The sequence below is a fragment of the Chitinophaga parva genome, from assembly GCF_003071345.1.
GTDB classification, from domain to species: Bacteria; Bacteroidota; Bacteroidia; order Chitinophagales; family Chitinophagaceae; genus Chitinophaga; species Chitinophaga parva.
In genome coordinates this window covers 322029-338951 of sequence record NZ_QCYK01000002.1, presented here as the reverse complement: position 1 = coordinate 338951, position 16923 = coordinate 322029, and the positions used below count along the sequence as shown (strand labels likewise).

Annotated in this window: 16 protein-coding genes; 10 read left to right on the top strand and 6 right to left on the bottom strand. The window is 46.2% G+C overall.

Annotated features, from left to right (window positions below):
• Position 1: 1 nt before the first annotated feature.
• From DCC81_RS11715 to DCC81_RS11700, 4 genes are read left to right on the top strand one after another with little or no spacing between them, the layout of a single operon-like run.
• Positions 2–421: a Cif family virulence factor gene (locus tag DCC81_RS11715; protein WP_205686319.1), complete on the top strand. Its 420-nt coding sequence runs from the start codon at positions 2–4 to the stop codon at positions 419–421.
• Positions 422–424: 3 nt separating this feature from the next.
• A complete protein-coding gene (locus DCC81_RS11710; RefSeq protein WP_108686812.1) occupies positions 425–1093 on the top strand; it encodes a potassium channel family protein in 669 nt (222 codons plus the stop codon).
• A complete protein-coding gene (locus DCC81_RS11705; protein ID WP_108686811.1) occupies positions 1093–2100 on the top strand; it encodes a bestrophin family protein in 1008 nt (335 codons plus the stop codon). Before DCC81_RS11710 ends, DCC81_RS11705 begins: the two co-directional genes overlap by 1 nt.
• Positions 2101–2111: 11 nt before the next feature.
• Positions 2112–2870, top strand: a complete 759-nt coding sequence (locus DCC81_RS11700) for a hypothetical protein (protein ID WP_108686810.1) — start codon at positions 2112–2114, stop codon at positions 2868–2870.
• Positions 2871–2949: 79 nt separating this feature from the next.
• On the opposite strand, the gene DCC81_RS11695 is transcribed toward DCC81_RS11700, so the two are convergent.
• Complete coding sequence (locus DCC81_RS11695; RefSeq protein WP_108686809.1) at positions 2950–3909, bottom strand: helix-turn-helix transcriptional regulator; 960 nt, start codon at positions 3907–3909, stop codon at positions 2950–2952.
• A gap of 78 nt (positions 3910–3987) precedes the next feature.
• Between DCC81_RS11695 and DCC81_RS11690 the strand changes: the two genes are divergently transcribed.
• The 3 genes from DCC81_RS11690 (at position 3988) to DCC81_RS11680 (ending at position 6700) form a co-directional block, all read left to right on the top strand.
• Positions 3988–5151, top strand: a complete 1164-nt coding sequence (locus tag DCC81_RS11690; protein ID WP_108686808.1) for an FAD-dependent oxidoreductase — start codon at positions 3988–3990, stop codon at positions 5149–5151.
• Between the two features lie 78 nt (positions 5152–5229).
• Positions 5230–5907, top strand: coding sequence for a GDSL-type esterase/lipase family protein (locus tag DCC81_RS11685; RefSeq protein WP_108686807.1), 678 nt, complete (start codon positions 5230–5232; stop codon positions 5905–5907).
• A gap of 352 nt (positions 5908–6259) precedes the next feature.
• Positions 6260–6700: a GNAT family N-acetyltransferase gene (locus DCC81_RS11680; RefSeq protein ID WP_108686806.1), complete on the top strand. Its 441-nt coding sequence runs from the start codon at positions 6260–6262 to the stop codon at positions 6698–6700.
• Positions 6701–6838: 138 nt separating this feature from the next.
• On the opposite strand, the gene DCC81_RS11675 is transcribed toward DCC81_RS11680, so the two are convergent.
• Positions 6839–7465: a nitroreductase gene (locus DCC81_RS11675; protein WP_108686805.1), complete on the bottom strand. Its 627-nt coding sequence runs from the start codon at positions 7463–7465 to the stop codon at positions 6839–6841.
• 262 nt (positions 7466–7727) lie between these two features.
• Here DCC81_RS11675 and DCC81_RS11670 point away from each other — a divergent pair, with 262 nt between their 5' ends.
• Genes DCC81_RS11670 through DCC81_RS11660 form a run of 3 tightly spaced genes read left to right on the top strand, consistent with a single transcriptional unit; the run spans position 7728 to position 10626 of the window.
• Positions 7728–9065 (top strand): erythromycin esterase family protein, encoded by a 1338-nt coding sequence (locus DCC81_RS11670; protein WP_108686804.1) that lies wholly within the window; start codon positions 7728–7730, stop codon positions 9063–9065.
• Between the two features lie 30 nt (positions 9066–9095).
• Positions 9096–9611, top strand: a complete 516-nt coding sequence (locus DCC81_RS11665; RefSeq protein ID WP_108688222.1) for an AAA family ATPase — start codon at positions 9096–9098, stop codon at positions 9609–9611.
• A complete protein-coding gene (locus DCC81_RS11660; RefSeq protein ID WP_108686803.1) occupies positions 9589–10626 on the top strand; it encodes a hypothetical protein in 1038 nt (345 codons plus the stop codon). Before DCC81_RS11665 ends, DCC81_RS11660 begins: the two co-directional genes overlap by 23 nt.
• Positions 10627–10668: 42 nt before the next feature.
• Here DCC81_RS11660 and DCC81_RS11655 read toward each other — a convergent pair whose 3' ends face one another.
• From DCC81_RS11655 to DCC81_RS11640, 4 genes are all read right to left on the bottom strand, one after another.
• On the bottom strand, positions 10669–12543 hold the full coding sequence (locus DCC81_RS11655; protein WP_108686802.1) for an acetate--CoA ligase family protein: 1875 nt from the start codon (positions 12541–12543) through the stop codon (positions 10669–10671).
• 345 nt (positions 12544–12888) lie between these two features.
• Positions 12889–14658 (bottom strand): SGNH/GDSL hydrolase family protein, encoded by a 1770-nt coding sequence (locus DCC81_RS11650; protein WP_165806550.1) that lies wholly within the window; start codon positions 14656–14658, stop codon positions 12889–12891.
• Positions 14659–14662: 4 nt separating this feature from the next.
• The gene (locus DCC81_RS11645; protein ID WP_108686800.1) at positions 14663–16240 is read right to left on the bottom strand and encodes a calcineurin-like phosphoesterase C-terminal domain-containing protein; all 1578 of its coding nucleotides are present in this window, start codon (positions 16238–16240) and stop codon (positions 14663–14665) included.
• 10 nt (positions 16241–16250) lie between these two features.
• On the bottom strand, positions 16251–16919 hold the full coding sequence (locus tag DCC81_RS11640) for a DUF4998 domain-containing protein (RefSeq protein WP_165806549.1): 669 nt from the start codon (positions 16917–16919) through the stop codon (positions 16251–16253).
• Between the last annotated feature and the right edge of the window lie 4 nt (positions 16920–16923).

Below are 16923 nucleotides of genomic sequence, written 5' to 3'. Positions count from 1 at the left end.
GATGAAAATAAATATCGCCATCCTGCTTGCTGCCCTCTTGTGTGCAACACAGCAGGTTTGCGGACAAGCAACGAAGAAAGCAACACAAAAACAAATGGTGATGGATACAAGTAAACTAACAAATACAACCGTAAAAGCGGCTTTTGATGCCTGGCAAAATGGGGATGCAAAAACGTTTCTGGCTTACTTTACAGCTGATGCAAAACTTTTTGACGATGACAATCCCCGCAATTTTCAAAGCTTTGTAAAAGAGGCTTGCGGCCATGAAAAGTTTACAAGCATTGATAAGGTTGAGAACAATGGGTTAGCTATTTTCGGGAACTTTCATACTGAAAGATGGGGAGATTTTAAAACCTACTTTAAATTTCATATAAGTGCAGGAGGCAAAATAGAAAGATTGGACATCGGGCAAGCAAAATGATCTATGTCAGTAAGAGAATTTTTACATAAACGTAAGTATGAGTTATTGCTGTTAGCTTTAATTCAACATCTCTTTATTGGCATTTTTTTGAAAGACTTACTTTTTTACAGGAACGTCATCTGGCCAATAAACATGGTGATATTGGGCGTTGCCAGTGTCGGTGTATTTATTGGAAAAGGTAAATGGAAAAATATCATACGCAATATTCTATTTATTTGTGTGGTAGCTTTGCCAATAGGCTTGATCGTTTGGGCCAATTTACCACATTACTTTACAGTTCTGAATATTGTATATGTAATATTTTTCACATTTATCTTTGGAGAAATTCTAAGGTTTCTTATTAAGCCTGGTTACATCAATGCAGATATTATTTCGGCTGCCGCCTGTGGGTACTTTTTGCTGATAGAAATTGCCACATTTCTACTGCAGTTCCTATTTTACGACAATCCTGGTTCCTTTAAGGGCATCGGCACAGCAAGTAATGCCGAAACGTTTATGGACCTGGTCTATTTCAGTTCTATAACGCTTACAAGTATTGGTTTTGGCGATATTACCCCGAATTCACATCATACTAAACTGATAACATCCTTTTTTGGAATTGCGGGACAATTTTATTCGGTTGTTTTGGTTGGCATCCTCATTAGCAAATTCGTTTCAAAAACAGAAAAGTAATGCATTCAGGAAAATCATATAACCTTTCAGAATTTCTTATTTGGACAAGGAGGAATATTTACATAACGCTTATTATCGGGATCGTACCGGTGGTTTTGTATCAACTGGCAGGCTTAAAATGGCTGGCAATTCCATGGACAGTGGTGGCTCTTTTGGGAACTGCAACAGCCTTCATCGTTGGATTTAAAAACACCCAGACCTACAACAGGACCTGGGAAGCCCGGCAGATCTGGGGAGCGATTTTAAACAGCAGCAGGGCCTGGGGCACCATGAGCAGGGATTTTATACCCGATAAGGGAAAATCCAAAGAATTGATTTATCGTCATTTTGCCTGGCTTACGGCGTTGCGTTATGCCATGAGAGACAGCCGGGCCTGGGAAACCGCAGGAAAAGCTTATAATGAAGAATACAAAGCCTACTATTCTATCCCCGAAAAGGAAACCTCGTTGGAAGATGAATTGAAAAAATATCTTTCGGAAAATGAATTAAAATACATTCTTACCACCAGAAATAAAGCCGTACAACTTTTGAGTTTGCAAAGCAAAGCCACCAAGCAATTATTTGACGACAAACAAATCGAAGATTATCGTTTCGTGGAAATGCAGAAAGCCATCAAAGATTTTTTTGACCAACAGGGACGAAGTGAACGGATCAAGAACTTTCCTTACCCACGACAATTTGCCAGCATCAATTCATTCTTCATAAAACTATTTTGTATCCTTTTGCCATTCGGTATGCTCAAAGAATTTGACAAGCTCAATGAGAGCTTGGATGGCTTTATGAAAGGGAATATGGTTTGGCTGGTTATTCCTTTCAGCGTTTTAATATCCTGGGTCTATACATCTTTGGAACAAGTTGGCGAAAGCACCGAAAATCCATTTGAAGGCTCTGCAAACGATGTTCCTATTTCGCAGATGAGCCGAACTATTGAAATTGATATGAGGGAAATGCTCGGCGAAACCGATTTACCACCTGCATTACAACCAAAAAATAATATTATTTTATAATCAACAGCACAATGAGCGTTCAACATCTACAAACAGTAAAAAACTGGTATGCAAATGCCAATACAACGGCAGACACTGTAAATGGATTACTGGATGTAATTGAATATAAATTAGGTTTAAAACCTAATCAATTAATGCATGCCGATAGTATGTGTTGCGACGATGTAAATGCCATTCAGTATCCGCCAAGAGCCTATGAAATGCTGGGACCGTTTCACATGGGAGGCTTAAACGGCTTTCCATTTGCAGGCGTCACCGGCATGAATGCCTTTGCTCATCATGTACCTGAAGATGGCGCAGTGGTTGTGTTCTATGCTCCGCATATTGGCATTACCAAAGATGGAACTATCGGTGAAATCCACCGCATTGGGCAAAGCGAAAATTCGGCTTGTTGCGGCGCTGCAAAGGGCGCATTAAGCAAATTGCTGAACAACCAGATTGCAGCTGGCAATGTTACGGACCTGGACTACCAGATGAATACCATTGAGCAAATATTTTTAAAGCAGGCTGACAGAATAAAAACGGCCAGCAGCCAGATATTTGAAGCAACGGAGGTAATGTATGAGGCTATTAATGAAAGAATGGAAATACTGGTAAGCAAAACAAACTACCCTTGCAAGTATGTAATTTTAATTGGTGCGATTTTCATCAATGGAGATAAAGACATGGGATCATTCTGCTCCTACAAACGCTTTGACTGTATCAACCTCGCCACCAACGGGAGAATTAGTTTGATGAACGATTTTTATAATATAGTTGCAAAATCCTAACAAACTGGTCACGATGGAAGTGTAATCGGGCAGCGTATGAAAGTTGGATAAAAAAGGTCACTTGAAAAGGCAGACCAATTTATGACCGGCTGTATTGTTTCGGTTTCATCCCATGATGCTTAGCAAAGACCCTCGAAAAATGGCTCAGGTTCGTAAAGCCCACCTGGTAACCTGCTTCTGATACAGTAAGTTTTTTGTCCTTCAATAACCTGGCGGCCATTTCCATCCGTAAAAACTGATAGAATTCAAAAACTCCCCTCCCAAAAATTTGCTTAAATAACTTGCGCAATTTCGGCTCACTCATTTTTGCCTGTTTAGCCAAACCAGCAATATGGGGTGCTTCATTAAGGTGCGCTTGCAGGTGTGCTTTGATGGCATAGATGGCTTTGATGTCATCGATGTGGATGCCAACTGCTGGCATTTCCTCCCGTTTCAAAAGCAGGGCGAAGGTGTAGCAAAGCAGTTCCTCGCACTTCAGTTTGTAATAATGCCTTTCTAAACTTTCAGGCACGGGTTGCCCCAGCATTTCGCTGGCGGTTGCAATAATTTCCGGCGACACGTCCATCTCCACCACAAAATTTTCCTTTGCTTCTAGGACATTTGCTACGACCGGATGACTTATATGCCCAAAAAGCTGGTGAAGATACTTGCGTGAAATAACAATTGTGACACTTCCAAAACTGGTATTCGACGGCATTTCCATAATGGTAGACACCAGATGCCTGCAAATCATGATTCTAGCTCTTTCAGGTAATAGCTGCTCCTGGCCATGTACCAACGGCGGAAATATTCCACTCAACAGCACTACGATGTTTTCCTGCCCCTCAGCCAATTCGTTTGTGCGCTCTACAAAAACAGCCTCAAGCAAATAATAATTCCGTATCATCATCCGCAGATCACCTCCCCACGAAAAACCGGTGATATAACCGCTGCCTTTATTTATAGGAATATTTATAAATCGCCCGCTCGTCTTCGCACCGATTGCCTGAGCAAATTGGGCCGCAATACCTAATCCTTTGTCAATGACCGAAATTTTCATTTCAGACTATTTTAATACCAAAAGCAACTATTTTATCCATAAATGTAACACTAATTTTGTGTTTGGAAAACGAATAACATGATCGACAAAAAAAAGGTTGCCATTATTGGAGGTGGCCCTGGCGGGCTGACATTAGCGCGATTACTGCTACAAAAAGGAATTGACGTAAAGGTCTATGAAAGAGATTTTAACAGGGATGTACGAAGTCAGGGTGCAACACTTGACCTGCACGAAAATTCGGGCTTAAAAGCTATTAAAGCGGCGGATTTATTCCATGAATTTAAAAGGGCATACCGGCCAGGTGCAGAAAAAGGGCGTGTGGTGGATAAGATGGGCAACATCCTTTTTGACGAACACGAAAAAGAAACGACTGAAATTGATTTTGACAGTCCTAATGCCAGACCAGAAATCGACAGAAGCGATTTACGTAACCTTTTACTGAATTCCCTTTCGCCGGATATAGTGGTGTGGAACAGTCAATTCGTGCATATGACACCAGCCGGTGCGCAATGGGCAATTGAGTTCAGGAACGGCGCAACAGTTTTGGCAGACATTGTCATTGGAGCCGATGGAGGCAACTCTAAAGTTCGTCCGTTTGTCACACCAATCCAACCATACTATGCCGGCATTACCATTCTGCAAGGAAATGTTGGGAACGCAAAAATGAAGGCGCCCCGCATCAATGAGTTGTTGCAAGGCGGTAAAATATATGTACACAACGCAGGAAAATATCTGCACATCTCGGCGAAAGGAGACAGCAGCATAGACTTCTACATCAGTATTAAAATTGACGGAGCCCGGGCAAACAACAGTGGAATCAATTTTTCAGACAGCACACAAATGAGGCAATGGTTCAAAACAGCATTTGCGGACTGGGGCGGTATATGGTTTGAGCTTTTCGAAAATACTGATCTCCCGGTATTGATACGACCGCAATATTCCATTCCTTTAGACCAAACCTGGGAGGCAAAATCCAACCTGACTTTACTTGGAGATGCGGCTCACATCATGGCGCCTTCCGGTGAAGGGGTAAATCTGGCGATGCTTGATGCGCTTGAATTAAGTGAATGTCTCACTAATGAATATTTTAAAGACACACAAACAGCCATTGCAGCTTATGAAACAGTCATGCGTGAACGCGCCGCACAAGAGGCGGCGACATCATTTGAAATGGTGGAATGGATGCACGCCGACGATGCGCAGGACAGGATAGTTGAATTTTTCAAAAGGACAACGGCGTAAAAAATGAGTCGCCGGGAGTAAACGAACTAAAAGGAAACGACCACCACCTAAGACAGACCGAATCAACAGAAAAAAAGTATGCCAGACAAAGCCACTGAACTCACGAATCTACATCCGGATATCATTAAATTTCAACATGATATTTTAACCAGCTATGCTGTAGAAAATCAAACCGCAAAAAAAGGTCAGATCCTTTTTGTTGGTTCGTCATCGATGGAAATCTTCCCCATTGATCAGCTGCAACAAGATCTTAATTTGGATAAAGTAATTTATAACCGGGGCGTGCGGGCGACGACAACTGCAGACCTGCTTAATCATATAGACACGCTGATATTTGACCTGGCGCCAAGCAAAATTTTCATCAATATCGGTTCAAACGATATCGGTTTTAATATCCGGGAAGATATTTTCCTTGCAAACTACGACAAGATCTTACACCAGATCAAAGCGAAACTACCAGGCACCGCTGTCTACGTGATGAAGTATTTTCCGATCAATACGGTGGACGGTTTCGGCAGCGAAGAAAAGCAAGAAAATGACCAGTTTTATGCGCACCGCTCCAACGGGCTACTGAAAGCAGCAAATATCAAAGTTGAACAAGTAGCAAAACGGAACGGTTACCAATTCATAGACGTCAATGCCGGCCTAGCCGGTGCTGACGGGAATGTGAGAAAAGAACTCACATTTGATGGAGCTCATTTACTTCCCGCCGGATATGAAATTGTACTTGGGAATATGAAGAAATATTTGATATAAATTCACAGTTCATGAAAAGTTTTAGTAATGCTCATCGATCGAGGCTTTTTTCAACAGTGGGAGCGCTATCGTTGGGCAGGAATTATTGTGAACGGCTGTAGGCAAATCATTACCTGTTACAGTACAAAAAATTGTGAAGGTTGTCCGCTGGTTCATATGTGGGGGATTTTGGCAGCTACCTCTATTAAGTGTGCTTTGAAAAACTAAAGACTGTTTTGCAGCCCCATCTCCCATATTGGGCTGCGTAGCCTGATCTACGAAAATCTAAAACACCTGGATTTGGGTGTAAAAATGTATATTAATGCCAAAAGGAAAAATTTAAATGTCTGCTTCCGGTGTTCAAATATTTCGCATGCGAAAGCTGCTAAGTCATCCGTTTGATGCTCCATCCTGGCCGGCAGATATCCACCTTACCGGACTGGTGCCGGGTATAGCAAAGGAGGTACATGACCTCCTTATCCTGGGGTATCAAAATGGTGGTGGATCGGTACCAGCATTTGCAGACTGGTGGCCGGCTCTTCTATCTGATCCCGAATTCGATGCTTCGCTCTGCTTCCTGGCAAAGGATAAAGAAGGCATTGTCGCAGTTGCGCAATGCTGGACCAGTGCATTTGTGAAAGACCTGGTCGTTCACCCCCGCAGGCGCAACCAAGGAATCGGTGCATCGCTACTTTTACATGTCTATGCAATGTTTCATGACCGGGGAGCTAAAACGGTCGACCTGAAAGTGGAGGAAGGGAACATAGCTGCTATCAGGCTTTATCTGAAATCAGGAATGCAAATCGTTGAGTGATCAGGAGCGGTCCACCCTCCGTTTACCGGCATAGCATGCCCGGTTACAAAAGAGGCTCATCGGAACACAACCATACCACGGGTTCGGCAGGCCGGTTCGGTGAACCGGCCTGCCGAAGATCTTTTCCAGGTGCGTGGTTTATTCGATGAACAACACGTTATTACTGATCCGCTCATGCACCACGGGCGATTCGTCACCATAACCCAGTATAATGGCCAGCTGCACTTTTTCGGATGCGGGAACATGCAGTTTGGAAAATATTTTCGTCTTTTCCACATATCTCCCGAAGCCTACCGGGCAGCTGTCAATCCCTATGGCCTTTGCTGCGAGCATGATGTTCTGGGCGCACATGCCGGTATCTAAAGCAGCCCATTCATCATCCCGGTTAGTAGTCAGAAAGATCACTGCCGGGGCGCCATAGAAAACAGGGTCTTCTATAATATGGTAATTGAATTTTTTGGAAAACTGAAAAAGACCAGCAGCGGCCTTTATGGCTGGCTTTACACCGGATTCAAGTACGTCCTTCAGTGCTACCTTGGCTATTTCCCTTGAGAAAGATTTTATAATGTCGCTATCTGTGAGCACATAAAAGTGCCACGGTTGTTTATTCATGGCGGAAGGTGCCATACATCCCGCCTGCAACAGTTGTTCAATTAAGTTCTTGCTGAGGGCTTTGTGTTTGTATTTTCTGACAGCGCGCCTGTCGTAAATGACCTTTCCGGTTGCTGTAGCCTTCACGATTTCGGTATCAACTGTAAATTCCATGATCGGTTGATTTAAGTAAAAAAATCACTATTGAAGCTATTCATAAATCCTTTGACCCAAGATGATCATCATCAATCGTAGTATTGATAAAAATCAATGAGGATCTCGATCATTCCCCGCTTTGATAATGCTCACTGTAAAATGGAAATACATGTTTTAATTTGAACAAAGACATTCAGCACCGCCCGGTAAGAAAAAACAGCGGCCTCCTGGTCGGAAATGCTTCCTGCGGACGACGTCCCACTCCCAAAATCATCTGATTATGAGACACTATTTCAACAAACAGGTATCCTTCGATGAAACAGAAGCAATCACAGCCATCCGGCAATCGCATTATCCGCTGCACAGCAAGGCAGACCTGGGTCCCTTGATGGACAGGATAGGGGATGCGCGCGTCGTTATGCTGGGCGAAGCCAGCCATGGGACACATGAATACTATATGTGGCGGGCACATATTTCCAAACGCCTCATTGAAGAAAAGGGATTCAATTTTATTGCCGTGGAGGGGGACTGGCCGGAATGCTACCGCCTCAACCGGTTTATAAAAGGATACAACCAGGAGAGCAAGAGCGCTTTCAAGGAATTGCAGACGTTCCGGCGCTGGCCCACCTGGATGTGGGCTAACTGGGAAATAGTAGCGTTGGCCGACTGGATGCTGGAGCATAATACCGGTCTTGCTGCCAATAGCAAAGTTGGCTTCTATGGACTGGATGTGTACAGTCTTTGGGAGAGCATTGAGAATATCATGCAGTACCTTAAAAGGGTCGATCCTGCTGCGCTTAAAGTTGCCCAAAATGCCATTCGCTGCTTTGAACCGTATCGAAAAGAAGAAGGTAGCTCCTACGCAAGGGCCGCGCAATTTGTTCCCGACCTTTGTCAGAAGGAAGTGGTCGAATTATTGAGTGAAATTCAGCGGCGGCTTCCAACGTACAATACGGATCATGAAAATGTGTTCAGCACAGAACAGAATGCCCTGGTGGCTGTCAATGCGGAAAAATATTACCGGGCCATGGTCACCGGCGGCCCCCACAGCTGGAATGTCCGGGACCGCCACATGGCTGATACACTGGAACGGCTGCTGACCTTTCATGGAAAGGATGCCAAAGCCATTGTGTGGGCTCATAATACACACGTAGGGGATGCCAGGGCAACGGACATGACCAATGAAGGAATGTACAATATCGGGGAACTGGCCCGGTTGGAGCATCACGACAAAGGGGTGGTGCTGGTCGGGTTTGGCAGCTGGAGGGGCTCAGTAACCGCCGCCAGGGCCTGGGGTGCCCCAATGAAAGAGATGGAGCTGCCACAGGCACAAAAAGGAACCTGGGAATACCTGCTGCATGCAGCCGGAGAGAACAACAAGTTATTAATCATGAACGACCTGGTACGCAATGACATGCTGATGGAGCATCACCTTGGCCATCGTGCCGTAGGGGTGATATACAATCCCATCTATGAGCAATATAGCAACTATGTTCCCTCTGTCATCCCCATGCGTTACGACGCATTCATTTACCTCGATAACACTAAAGCATTACACCCGTTGCACCTGGAACCGCACGGCCACGAGACCCCGCAGACATATCCTTTTGGGGTATGAGTGGTGTTTCGAAAAATAAACCTGAATGCCATGATCATTATTGTTACAGGTTTGCCATCTTCCGGCAAAAGCTATTTTGCATCACACTTGTCAGCACTGATCAACGCTGTTTACATCAACAGCGACCAGGTCAGGAAGAGACTGTTTATCAGGCGGACTTACTCAGAAGCTGAGAAGCTATCTGTTTACGCACACATGCTCAGGGAAATGAAAGATGCGGTACGCCAGCATAAGGATGTAGTAATGGACGCTACATTTTACAAAAAAAGTATACGGGAGAACTTTCTCAGGCAGGCCGGTGGTACGGAAACAGTAGCATTTATAGAGATCAAAGCGGACGAAGCCCTGATAAAAGACCGCTTGAAACAGGCAAGGACAGACAGCGAAGCTGATTTTGAGGTCTACCAAAAAATAAAAGAACAATGGGAACCATTGGAGGAACCGCATTTGACCCTGCAATCAACGAACAAAAACATCGACAGCATGTTGGCCCAGGCAGGGGACTATTTAAACATAACGATAAATGACCAGGGAACAGATCGATAAATTAGTAACCAAAGGGCAGTTTCCCGGCCAGTACGGTATACCGGAACTGATCGAGACGCATATTTCATGGGTGATCCTATGTGGCGACTTCGCCTATAAAATCAAGAAACCCCTTCATTATTCCTTCCTCGATTTTTCTACCCCGGACAAGCGAAAATATTATTGTGAAAAGGAAATCCAGTTAAACAAAAGACTCACTGAGAATATCTATCTCGACGTGATCCCGGTCCGGGAAAACACTGGATATTATTCGATCACCCTTACAGAAGCACCCACGCACGAAACAATAATCGATTACGCGGTCAGAATGAAAAGACTGGATCGGCAACTGCAAATGGACGTCCTGTTACGACACAACAAAGTAACCGGCACACATATTACCAACCTGGCAAAAAAAATAGCAGCGTTTCACAAACGAGCAGCCATTATTTATAACAAAGACTGTTGGGACCTCCATGTCAAATTCAATGACCTGGCTGAAGAGCTGCCGTACCTGCCGGCATATGCAGGGGAAGCAGGAAGAAACTGGGCCACTATGATCAACCAGGCCATAGATTGTTCCAGCGCCTTTATGGAAGACAATCGAAAATTGCTGACAGGGCGGCTCAGATCGGGCTTTTTCAGGGACTGCCATGGCGACCTTCATTCCAGGAATATCTTCCTGCTCCCTTCACCGGAACCCTTTGACTGCATAGAATTCAATGATGACTACCGGCAGATCGATGTACTGAATGAGATCGCCTTCCTCTGTATGGACCTGGAAGAATTAGGAAGGCCAGACCTGTCCCGGTTGTTCCTCAGCGACTACAATCGTTTTTTCCCCACCATACGATCCGGTCAGGAACAATACCTCTTCCTGTATTACAAAGCATACCGGGCCAATATCAGGGCCAAGGTAAATCTGCTCGGTGCCCGTAACGCGGGCGATGACACAGGCAAAACCGCATTGCTCACCGAAGCTGGTAACTACCTGCACCTGATGAACAGCTATATAGACCATCTTAACGCCAGGTGATCCTCTTCCTGTGCCAGCAGCATGGCGGCACTACCCTTCGGGTCAAAGGAATGACACAGCCTCTGTCAGCTCTTCAAAATAAGTAACGCCCGCCTTTCGGAGAATGCAACGCGCCGCTTCCATTTTTACGCCCCCTAAAAGAACGGGAAATAGCTGCGTATGGAACGCATGGTCCACAAAAATGCGGCTAATATCTTCCGTATCGGTCATGAACTGGGGGGTTACAAGCACATAGATGGCATCGGCCCCAAACCTGTCTGCTATTTCAAGCACCTTCAGGTACCGCTCATGTGTGGCGTCCCCGATAATATCGATGGGATTATTCTTCGACCAGTGATGGGGCAATACCTTGCCCAGCTCATCGACCTGTTCCCCGCTCAGTGTAAGAAGCTTGTCGCTGATAAGGTCGCTCATCACGGTACCTGCGCCGCCCGCATTAGTGACGATAAGCACCTTTTTGAGATCATAAGGGTATAATAATCCATTGATGTCCCGGAGTATTTGCGCACCGGCGCTCTCCATGAGCCCTGTGAATAGCTCATAATTGCCCGCAAGGTTGCCCGTATGGGAAAATGCCGCCTTCTTGGCGGCTTCTGTCCGGCCGGCCTTAAACACCCTGACAGGAACTTTACGTTGCCTGATTGCGCGGAGAAGGTTTTTCCCATTGGACACCCCTTCAATATAAAGATTGATGGCATGCATTCCCTGGTAAGAATAGACGAGATTTCCAAAATCCACGTCGGCCATATTTCCGGTTGATACGATGTTTTCAAATCCGATATTCCTGTATAAGGCTTTATCCATTAGTTCGGCTACGATGGCCCCGGACTGCGAGAATAAATTGACTTCGCCATTCTTCATACTTTCCGGTCCGAACGTCAGGTTTTTTCCTTTCATGTAGATGCCGAGACAGTTAGGTCCGATGATATTCACACCATACCTATCGGCCAGTTCCTGCAGGAAACGTTCATCACGTCCTGCTTCGCGGAACCCGGCCGTGATGATTACAATATTCTTAACCTTTTTGGGGATCAGCCGTTCAATGCTGTCCTGTAATGCACCTGGTGGTATACAGAGGACAGCGGTATCAATTTCCGGAAGGTCTTCTATGCGGGCAAAAACCTTTTTATTGAACAGGGTATCCAGGTGGGGGTTTACATAGCAGCAGTCTGGATCGCCCGCATTGTTCTTCGCCAGCGCATAGCCCACCTTCTCTGTATGACCGCTGACACCTATTATAGCCGTATGAACAGGCTGAAACAATGCTGGTATGTGTTTCAGGGGCCTGCCTGGTAATGGAAGATCCCCTACTCTTGCCCTGGCATCCACTACCACAAGTCCATTTTCAGTTAACATCACCGGGTTGCAATCCAGTTCACTCACCTCCAACCGCTGTAATTTCTGCACCAGGTCCACCACCAGCCGGATATCATACTTTTTACCCCTGAACCCATCCGTGAAGATCCGCCCGATCCGGGTTCGGCTGATGGCATGTTTTATTTCTTCCTCCCCCGCCTCACTGTCTATGTAACAAATGTCCCTGTCTATCTCCACCCTCGTGCCGCCCGCCCCAAATAAGATCACCTTTTCAAACGCCGGGTCCCATGTAACGCCAAAGAAAAGCTCTATACCTTCGTACATTCTGGTAACGATCCATCCATCTCCCTCTCCCGGGATAATGCCGTGCGAATGCAGGTTTGCAAGTATCCTTTCGCGTGCTTTTTCCAACTCCTGCGGGCTATCCAAATTAAGGGCGACACCGCCTACCTCCGTCTTGTGAACGATTCCAGGCGACACGATCTTCAGCGCAACCGGATAGGGTTCCGAAATAAGTTCTCCGTGTAAAGGGAAGAACTTATAATCTGGCACAGGGATTCCATATCCTGCTAACCATTGATATAATTCATTTTCCTGCATTAGCTAAAATTGGTAGCTCAATATCACCATTTCTATTCCCAGATTTAAGCGCCCAGCTACTATACCGGGATGATGTATATCACCAAAAACGTTAATGACCATCAGGAAACGGGCAGCCTTCACCGGCGGATATGGAACATTGTACATTGTGTATAGTTACATGTAAAAAACTACGCCATCACTAAAAATTGTCACAGTACCGGCAGGATATCCTGCATTGAACACATATAATTCGTCATTATCAACGAAGATGTAAGGCATTTCGGCCGGAATGGAAGGCATGTGAATGTCTTCCCGCTTTCTCTTTGTTTAATGCCGGAATGAGCAAAGTAACCCGGCAGCCCTTTATTTTTCGGTGTTCAGCACCCGCTGTATATTTTTCCCCAGCACTTCATACCCCCTTTCGTTAGGATGTAATCCATCAGCAATAAATAAGCTATCGTTCAGTAGTTCCCCTTTCATAAATTCCCTGGAAAGATCAAAGAACCGGCAGCCATTAGCGGCAGCCATCTTTCTGATCTTTGAATTGAGCTGCAGCACACGCTTCAGCATATTCCTGCGGGGCAAAATAGCCCCTACAAAAACAGTGGCCCCGGGTTTCCTGGCTTTGATCTGCTGCAGCAGGAAGGCCAGCCCTTCCACGATCTCGTCATCGGTGTTGCCCATCAGGTTGTTGGTGCCAATGGTAAGGACAATCTTACTCCCATTGAAATGGTCCAGCTCTCCATGATACACCCTCCACAATACGTTTTCAATCCTGTCATTACCAAAACCTGCATTCTGTACATGTGCCGGGGCCATATATTGCTGCCAGGATGCTGCTCCGCGGACAGCTGCCTTTTCAGGAGCCGGCTCTCCGCCCCAATAGTTAATGATAGAATTGCCGAAAATGATGGAGGCCGGATTGCTTTGTATCGTGTTTTCAATGATCTGTTCATGTCTTTTCTGCCAGTCAAATCCATCCCGGTATTGATCCGTTGGCTGTTGTGTAGTGAATGTACCGGCAGGTTCATGCAATATCTCCCGGATTTTCTTTTCATACGCTGTTGCATATTGCATCATGCCGATATCATTCGGATGTGTGCCTTCTACGGTACTGTTAATGTCAAACGCAATCTCCTTTTCAGACAGCAGGAAGATGTTTTCTATTCCCGCTGCTTTTAATTTTTGAAAGACACCGGCGATCAGTACGCTGGCGGCATGATATTCGTTCACGACACCCGTATCCATTTCAAAAAAGGGATGGCCTCCTGCATGTTCAGCAAGCAGGATTGGCACCCCGGGATGTTGCGCCCGCAGCTTTGCAATACCATACCGTAAACGTTTCTCCACTGTATCTGGTGGGAAAGCCTGGCGATGGGAAAGGTTTGGCATGCAGTCTATAATGTAAAGCTTTGCATCCACTTTGGCCATCAGGTCAAAGACCGGCGCGTCCATACGCCCATTGCCGGAAAATCCAAGATTGATCACCATGCGGTCCAGGTTCCTCTCCAGGATATTTGTCCATGCCATCCCCGGCCGGGAGGCCACGGCGCCCTGCATGATGGATGTACCATAAGCAACAATAGGTTGCTCTTTTGCGGCTGGCCTGTATTCAAATGCCTCCCCTTCGGGTACTCCAACCGTGATGTACTCCAGGGTACTGTATAGAGGCAGATACAGGTAAAATTCTGCATTACCCCTGGCAGCCACTTTTAGTGGCCGGTATTCATACACACAGGTATCGCCAAAGCTGTATTTGACACACGGCGCCCAGTTCCAGGCGCCGTTGGCATCCTTGGCATAAAGGTCTATTCCACTCACACCGGTTGCCGGCATATGCGGCAGGGCGTAAGTTTTTCCGGATACGACGTATTTTATTTTAAAAGAACGGCCGGTGGTGCTGAAGTGCAGGAACTCCCCAGCGGCCTTCACCGACTGGTTCCATACCCCCTTGTACACAAGCGGCTCTACATAAGCAGGCATGCGGTTAAAAACATGTGCCGGATCTGTTTCGCAAATACCATTGGCACCTTTGGCATCATGCCATTCATAACGTTGCTGTGCAATGGCGGCAGGCAATACAACCTGTAATACCGCTGCGAGCAGCCACCAGCGTACACTTTTTCCTGTCATCAGCTTACCACTTTGGATTTTCAATACGATACGAACTCTCTTGTACAAAGGTGCGCCCGAATACATCGGTTGCCCTTACCTGGATCTTATGTTCTCCCAGTCCTGGCTTTTCAGACAGTGGTGCCGTCCACAAGTGAGTACTGTTCCCCGGCTCTGTGGGCCTGCGGCCGCGCATCAGGGTGTCAGCATTGTCCCATTTGTACAGTTCACTTACAAATGCAGGATCTGCACCACCTACAAATTTCATCGGTTTCCAGGGACTGTCATCTATGCGCCATTCCACTTTGCTTCCCGGATGCCCCATGAAAAAGTTAGCATAGATAAAGGTGCGTCCTTCCCACCAGATGGTGTTCATCACCTTGCGGTGGAACAGGTTTATCTGGTAACTGGCCGGCATGCCAGACACTTTGTAGTCTGCCGTATACTGGTTGCCATTCACATTCAGATAGGCATACCCCCTTGGCGTTCCATCACTCATCTTCGAATCCACCACGCCCTGCTCCGTTACCCGCCCGGAATACCAGTTCCCGCAGGTAGTACCCACGTTATATTCATACAAGGGTTGTGCGTTCCGCCATCCAAAATCACTGCCATAAAAGCTTTGCCGCTGGTTATGTGTATGGGCAGACAATACCAGGGTATGCGGATAGTGCTCCAGGATGCGAAACAAGCGGTCCCGGTCTTCCTTCCGGTAAGAACCCGGGTTTTCATTATATAAAGGCACATGAAAAGCGATCACGAGTAATTTACTGGTATCTACCAGCTTCAGATCGTTCTCAATAAATGAAAATTCTTTGTCGGTAATGCCTCCCCTGAATCCTTTAAAACCGGGATCAGGATGCCGGTTGTCGTTGATCACCAGGAAGTGCGCCTTGCCATAATTGTAGGAATAAGTGGCCGGGCCGAAATTGGACTCAAAGGTTTCATCCGTGAGCGTATCTGCTTTTGCATCGGAGTTCATATCGTGATTACCCATTACATTGTACCAGGGAATCCCTACTTTACTCACAGTCTTTATATAGGACTTATGCATTCCCAGGTCTTCCCCGGCAATATCTCCCATACTGAGGCCAAATGCCACACCTTTCACACCTTCCACCTCATCCACGATGCCCTTTTTGAAATAACCTACTTCCCGCTCGTCGTACACCTGCGGGTCGCCAAAGATCAGGGCCCTGAAGCTGTCCTTCTCCACAGAACGTTTCAGGGCAAAGTCAACAGACGCCGGCAGGGGGCCGGTTGGATCTACCCCCTTGTATTTAGCGGCCGGTGATCCTTTAGGTTTATGGATATAGTAAAACGCAGGTTGATTATATGCATTCACCGGCACCTGGTAATTAGAAGGTTTGATCACAAAAATGATATCATCTTCCCACACCGGTAGAATGTATTTTCCTTTACTGTCTGTCGTTGTTACCTCTATCCCGTTGCTCACCGGGATGTTGGCAATGCCCTTTTCGCGGCCATCCTTCTTGCCATTGCCATTATTGTCTTCAAAAACATACCCGGTTACCTGTTGTTGGGCAAACACCGCCCCGGCACTCATCACCGTAAGGCACAGGCCATAAAAAAACGACTTCATAAACTAGCTGTTATAATGATTTATAATCCGTGTAGAAAGTATCGATCGCATGTTGATCCGGCACATACAGGGAGCGGTAGGATACCGGCTTCGTAAGATCGCAACCGTCTATAAAAGTAGTATCGGCCTGCGGTGCAAAATAGTCATGCTCCCGTTGGTCTGTTCCCGTAAAATGCCACTCCGTTCCCAGGCACTTTGCATCCTTTCCCACCCAGATTACCCGGATGGAATTGTCGGCCGCATTTTTCGTTGCAGTACGGAAAGGTTTTCCAGCAAGGGTAGACTGGAAGATATCGCCATAGGCCTGGCCAATTGCATTGGTGCCTACAGAATGATGCCCCGCCGCATCGTAGGTATAAACCGTAAAACTGTAAGTACCTTCTGCGAGGTTGTTGACATACGCTTTCACCGTATCGGTGCCGGCTGTCTTCATCACCGGCACACGGAGAGAGTCCTGCCCAAAGTTCCAGAACACTTTACAGGAGCGGATAGTCTGGTCGGAAGAGATCCACCAGTTTACCAACACCCTGTTATGCCCTCCAAATACCTGTACGGAGTCTGCTTTACCGGTGTAAGTAACCGGGCCATCCTTAATAAACTTATCGTAAGTAGCATCCATTTTATTGCAGGCTCCCAGCAGCAGGCAGCCCCAGCTCATTAAAAAGACCAGCTTTTTCATCATT

Coding starts and splice junctions, on each gene's coding strand:
- DCC81_RS11700 (WP_108686810.1), top strand. CDS start 2,112: ATGAGCGTTCAACATCTACAAACAGTAAAAAACTGGTATGCAAATGCC.
- DCC81_RS11675 (WP_108686805.1), bottom strand. CDS start 7,465: ATGGAATTTACAGTTGATACCGAAATCGTGAAGGCTACAGCAACCGGA.
- DCC81_RS11660 (WP_108686803.1), top strand. CDS start 9,589: ATGACCAGGGAACAGATCGATAAATTAGTAACCAAAGGGCAGTTTCCC.
- DCC81_RS11650 (WP_165806550.1), bottom strand. CDS start 14,658: ATGACAGGAAAAAGTGTACGCTGGTGGCTGCTCGCAGCGGTATTACAG.
- DCC81_RS11685 (WP_108686807.1), top strand. CDS start 5,230: ATGCCAGACAAAGCCACTGAACTCACGAATCTACATCCGGATATCATT.
- DCC81_RS11645 (WP_108686800.1), bottom strand. CDS start 16,240: ATGAAGTCGTTTTTTTATGGCCTGTGCCTTACGGTGATGAGTGCCGGG.
- DCC81_RS11655 (WP_108686802.1), bottom strand. CDS start 12,543: ATGCAGGAAAATGAATTATATCAATGGTTAGCAGGATATGGAATCCCT.
- DCC81_RS11705 (WP_108686811.1), top strand. CDS start 1,093: ATGCATTCAGGAAAATCATATAACCTTTCAGAATTTCTTATTTGGACA.
- DCC81_RS11695 (WP_108686809.1), bottom strand. CDS start 3,909: ATGAAAATTTCGGTCATTGACAAAGGATTAGGTATTGCGGCCCAATTT.
- DCC81_RS11670 (WP_108686804.1), top strand. CDS start 7,728: ATGAGACACTATTTCAACAAACAGGTATCCTTCGATGAAACAGAAGCA.
- DCC81_RS11665 (WP_108688222.1), top strand. CDS start 9,096: ATGATCATTATTGTTACAGGTTTGCCATCTTCCGGCAAAAGCTATTTT.
- DCC81_RS11640 (WP_165806549.1), bottom strand. CDS start 16,919: ATGAAAAAGCTGGTCTTTTTAATGAGCTGGGGCTGCCTGCTGCTGGGA.
- DCC81_RS11715 (WP_205686319.1), top strand. CDS start 2: ATGAAAATAAATATCGCCATCCTGCTTGCTGCCCTCTTGTGTGCAACA.
- DCC81_RS11690 (WP_108686808.1), top strand. CDS start 3,988: ATGATCGACAAAAAAAAGGTTGCCATTATTGGAGGTGGCCCTGGCGGG.
- DCC81_RS11710 (WP_108686812.1), top strand. CDS start 425: ATGTCAGTAAGAGAATTTTTACATAAACGTAAGTATGAGTTATTGCTG.
- DCC81_RS11680 (WP_108686806.1), top strand. CDS start 6,260: ATGCGAAAGCTGCTAAGTCATCCGTTTGATGCTCCATCCTGGCCGGCA.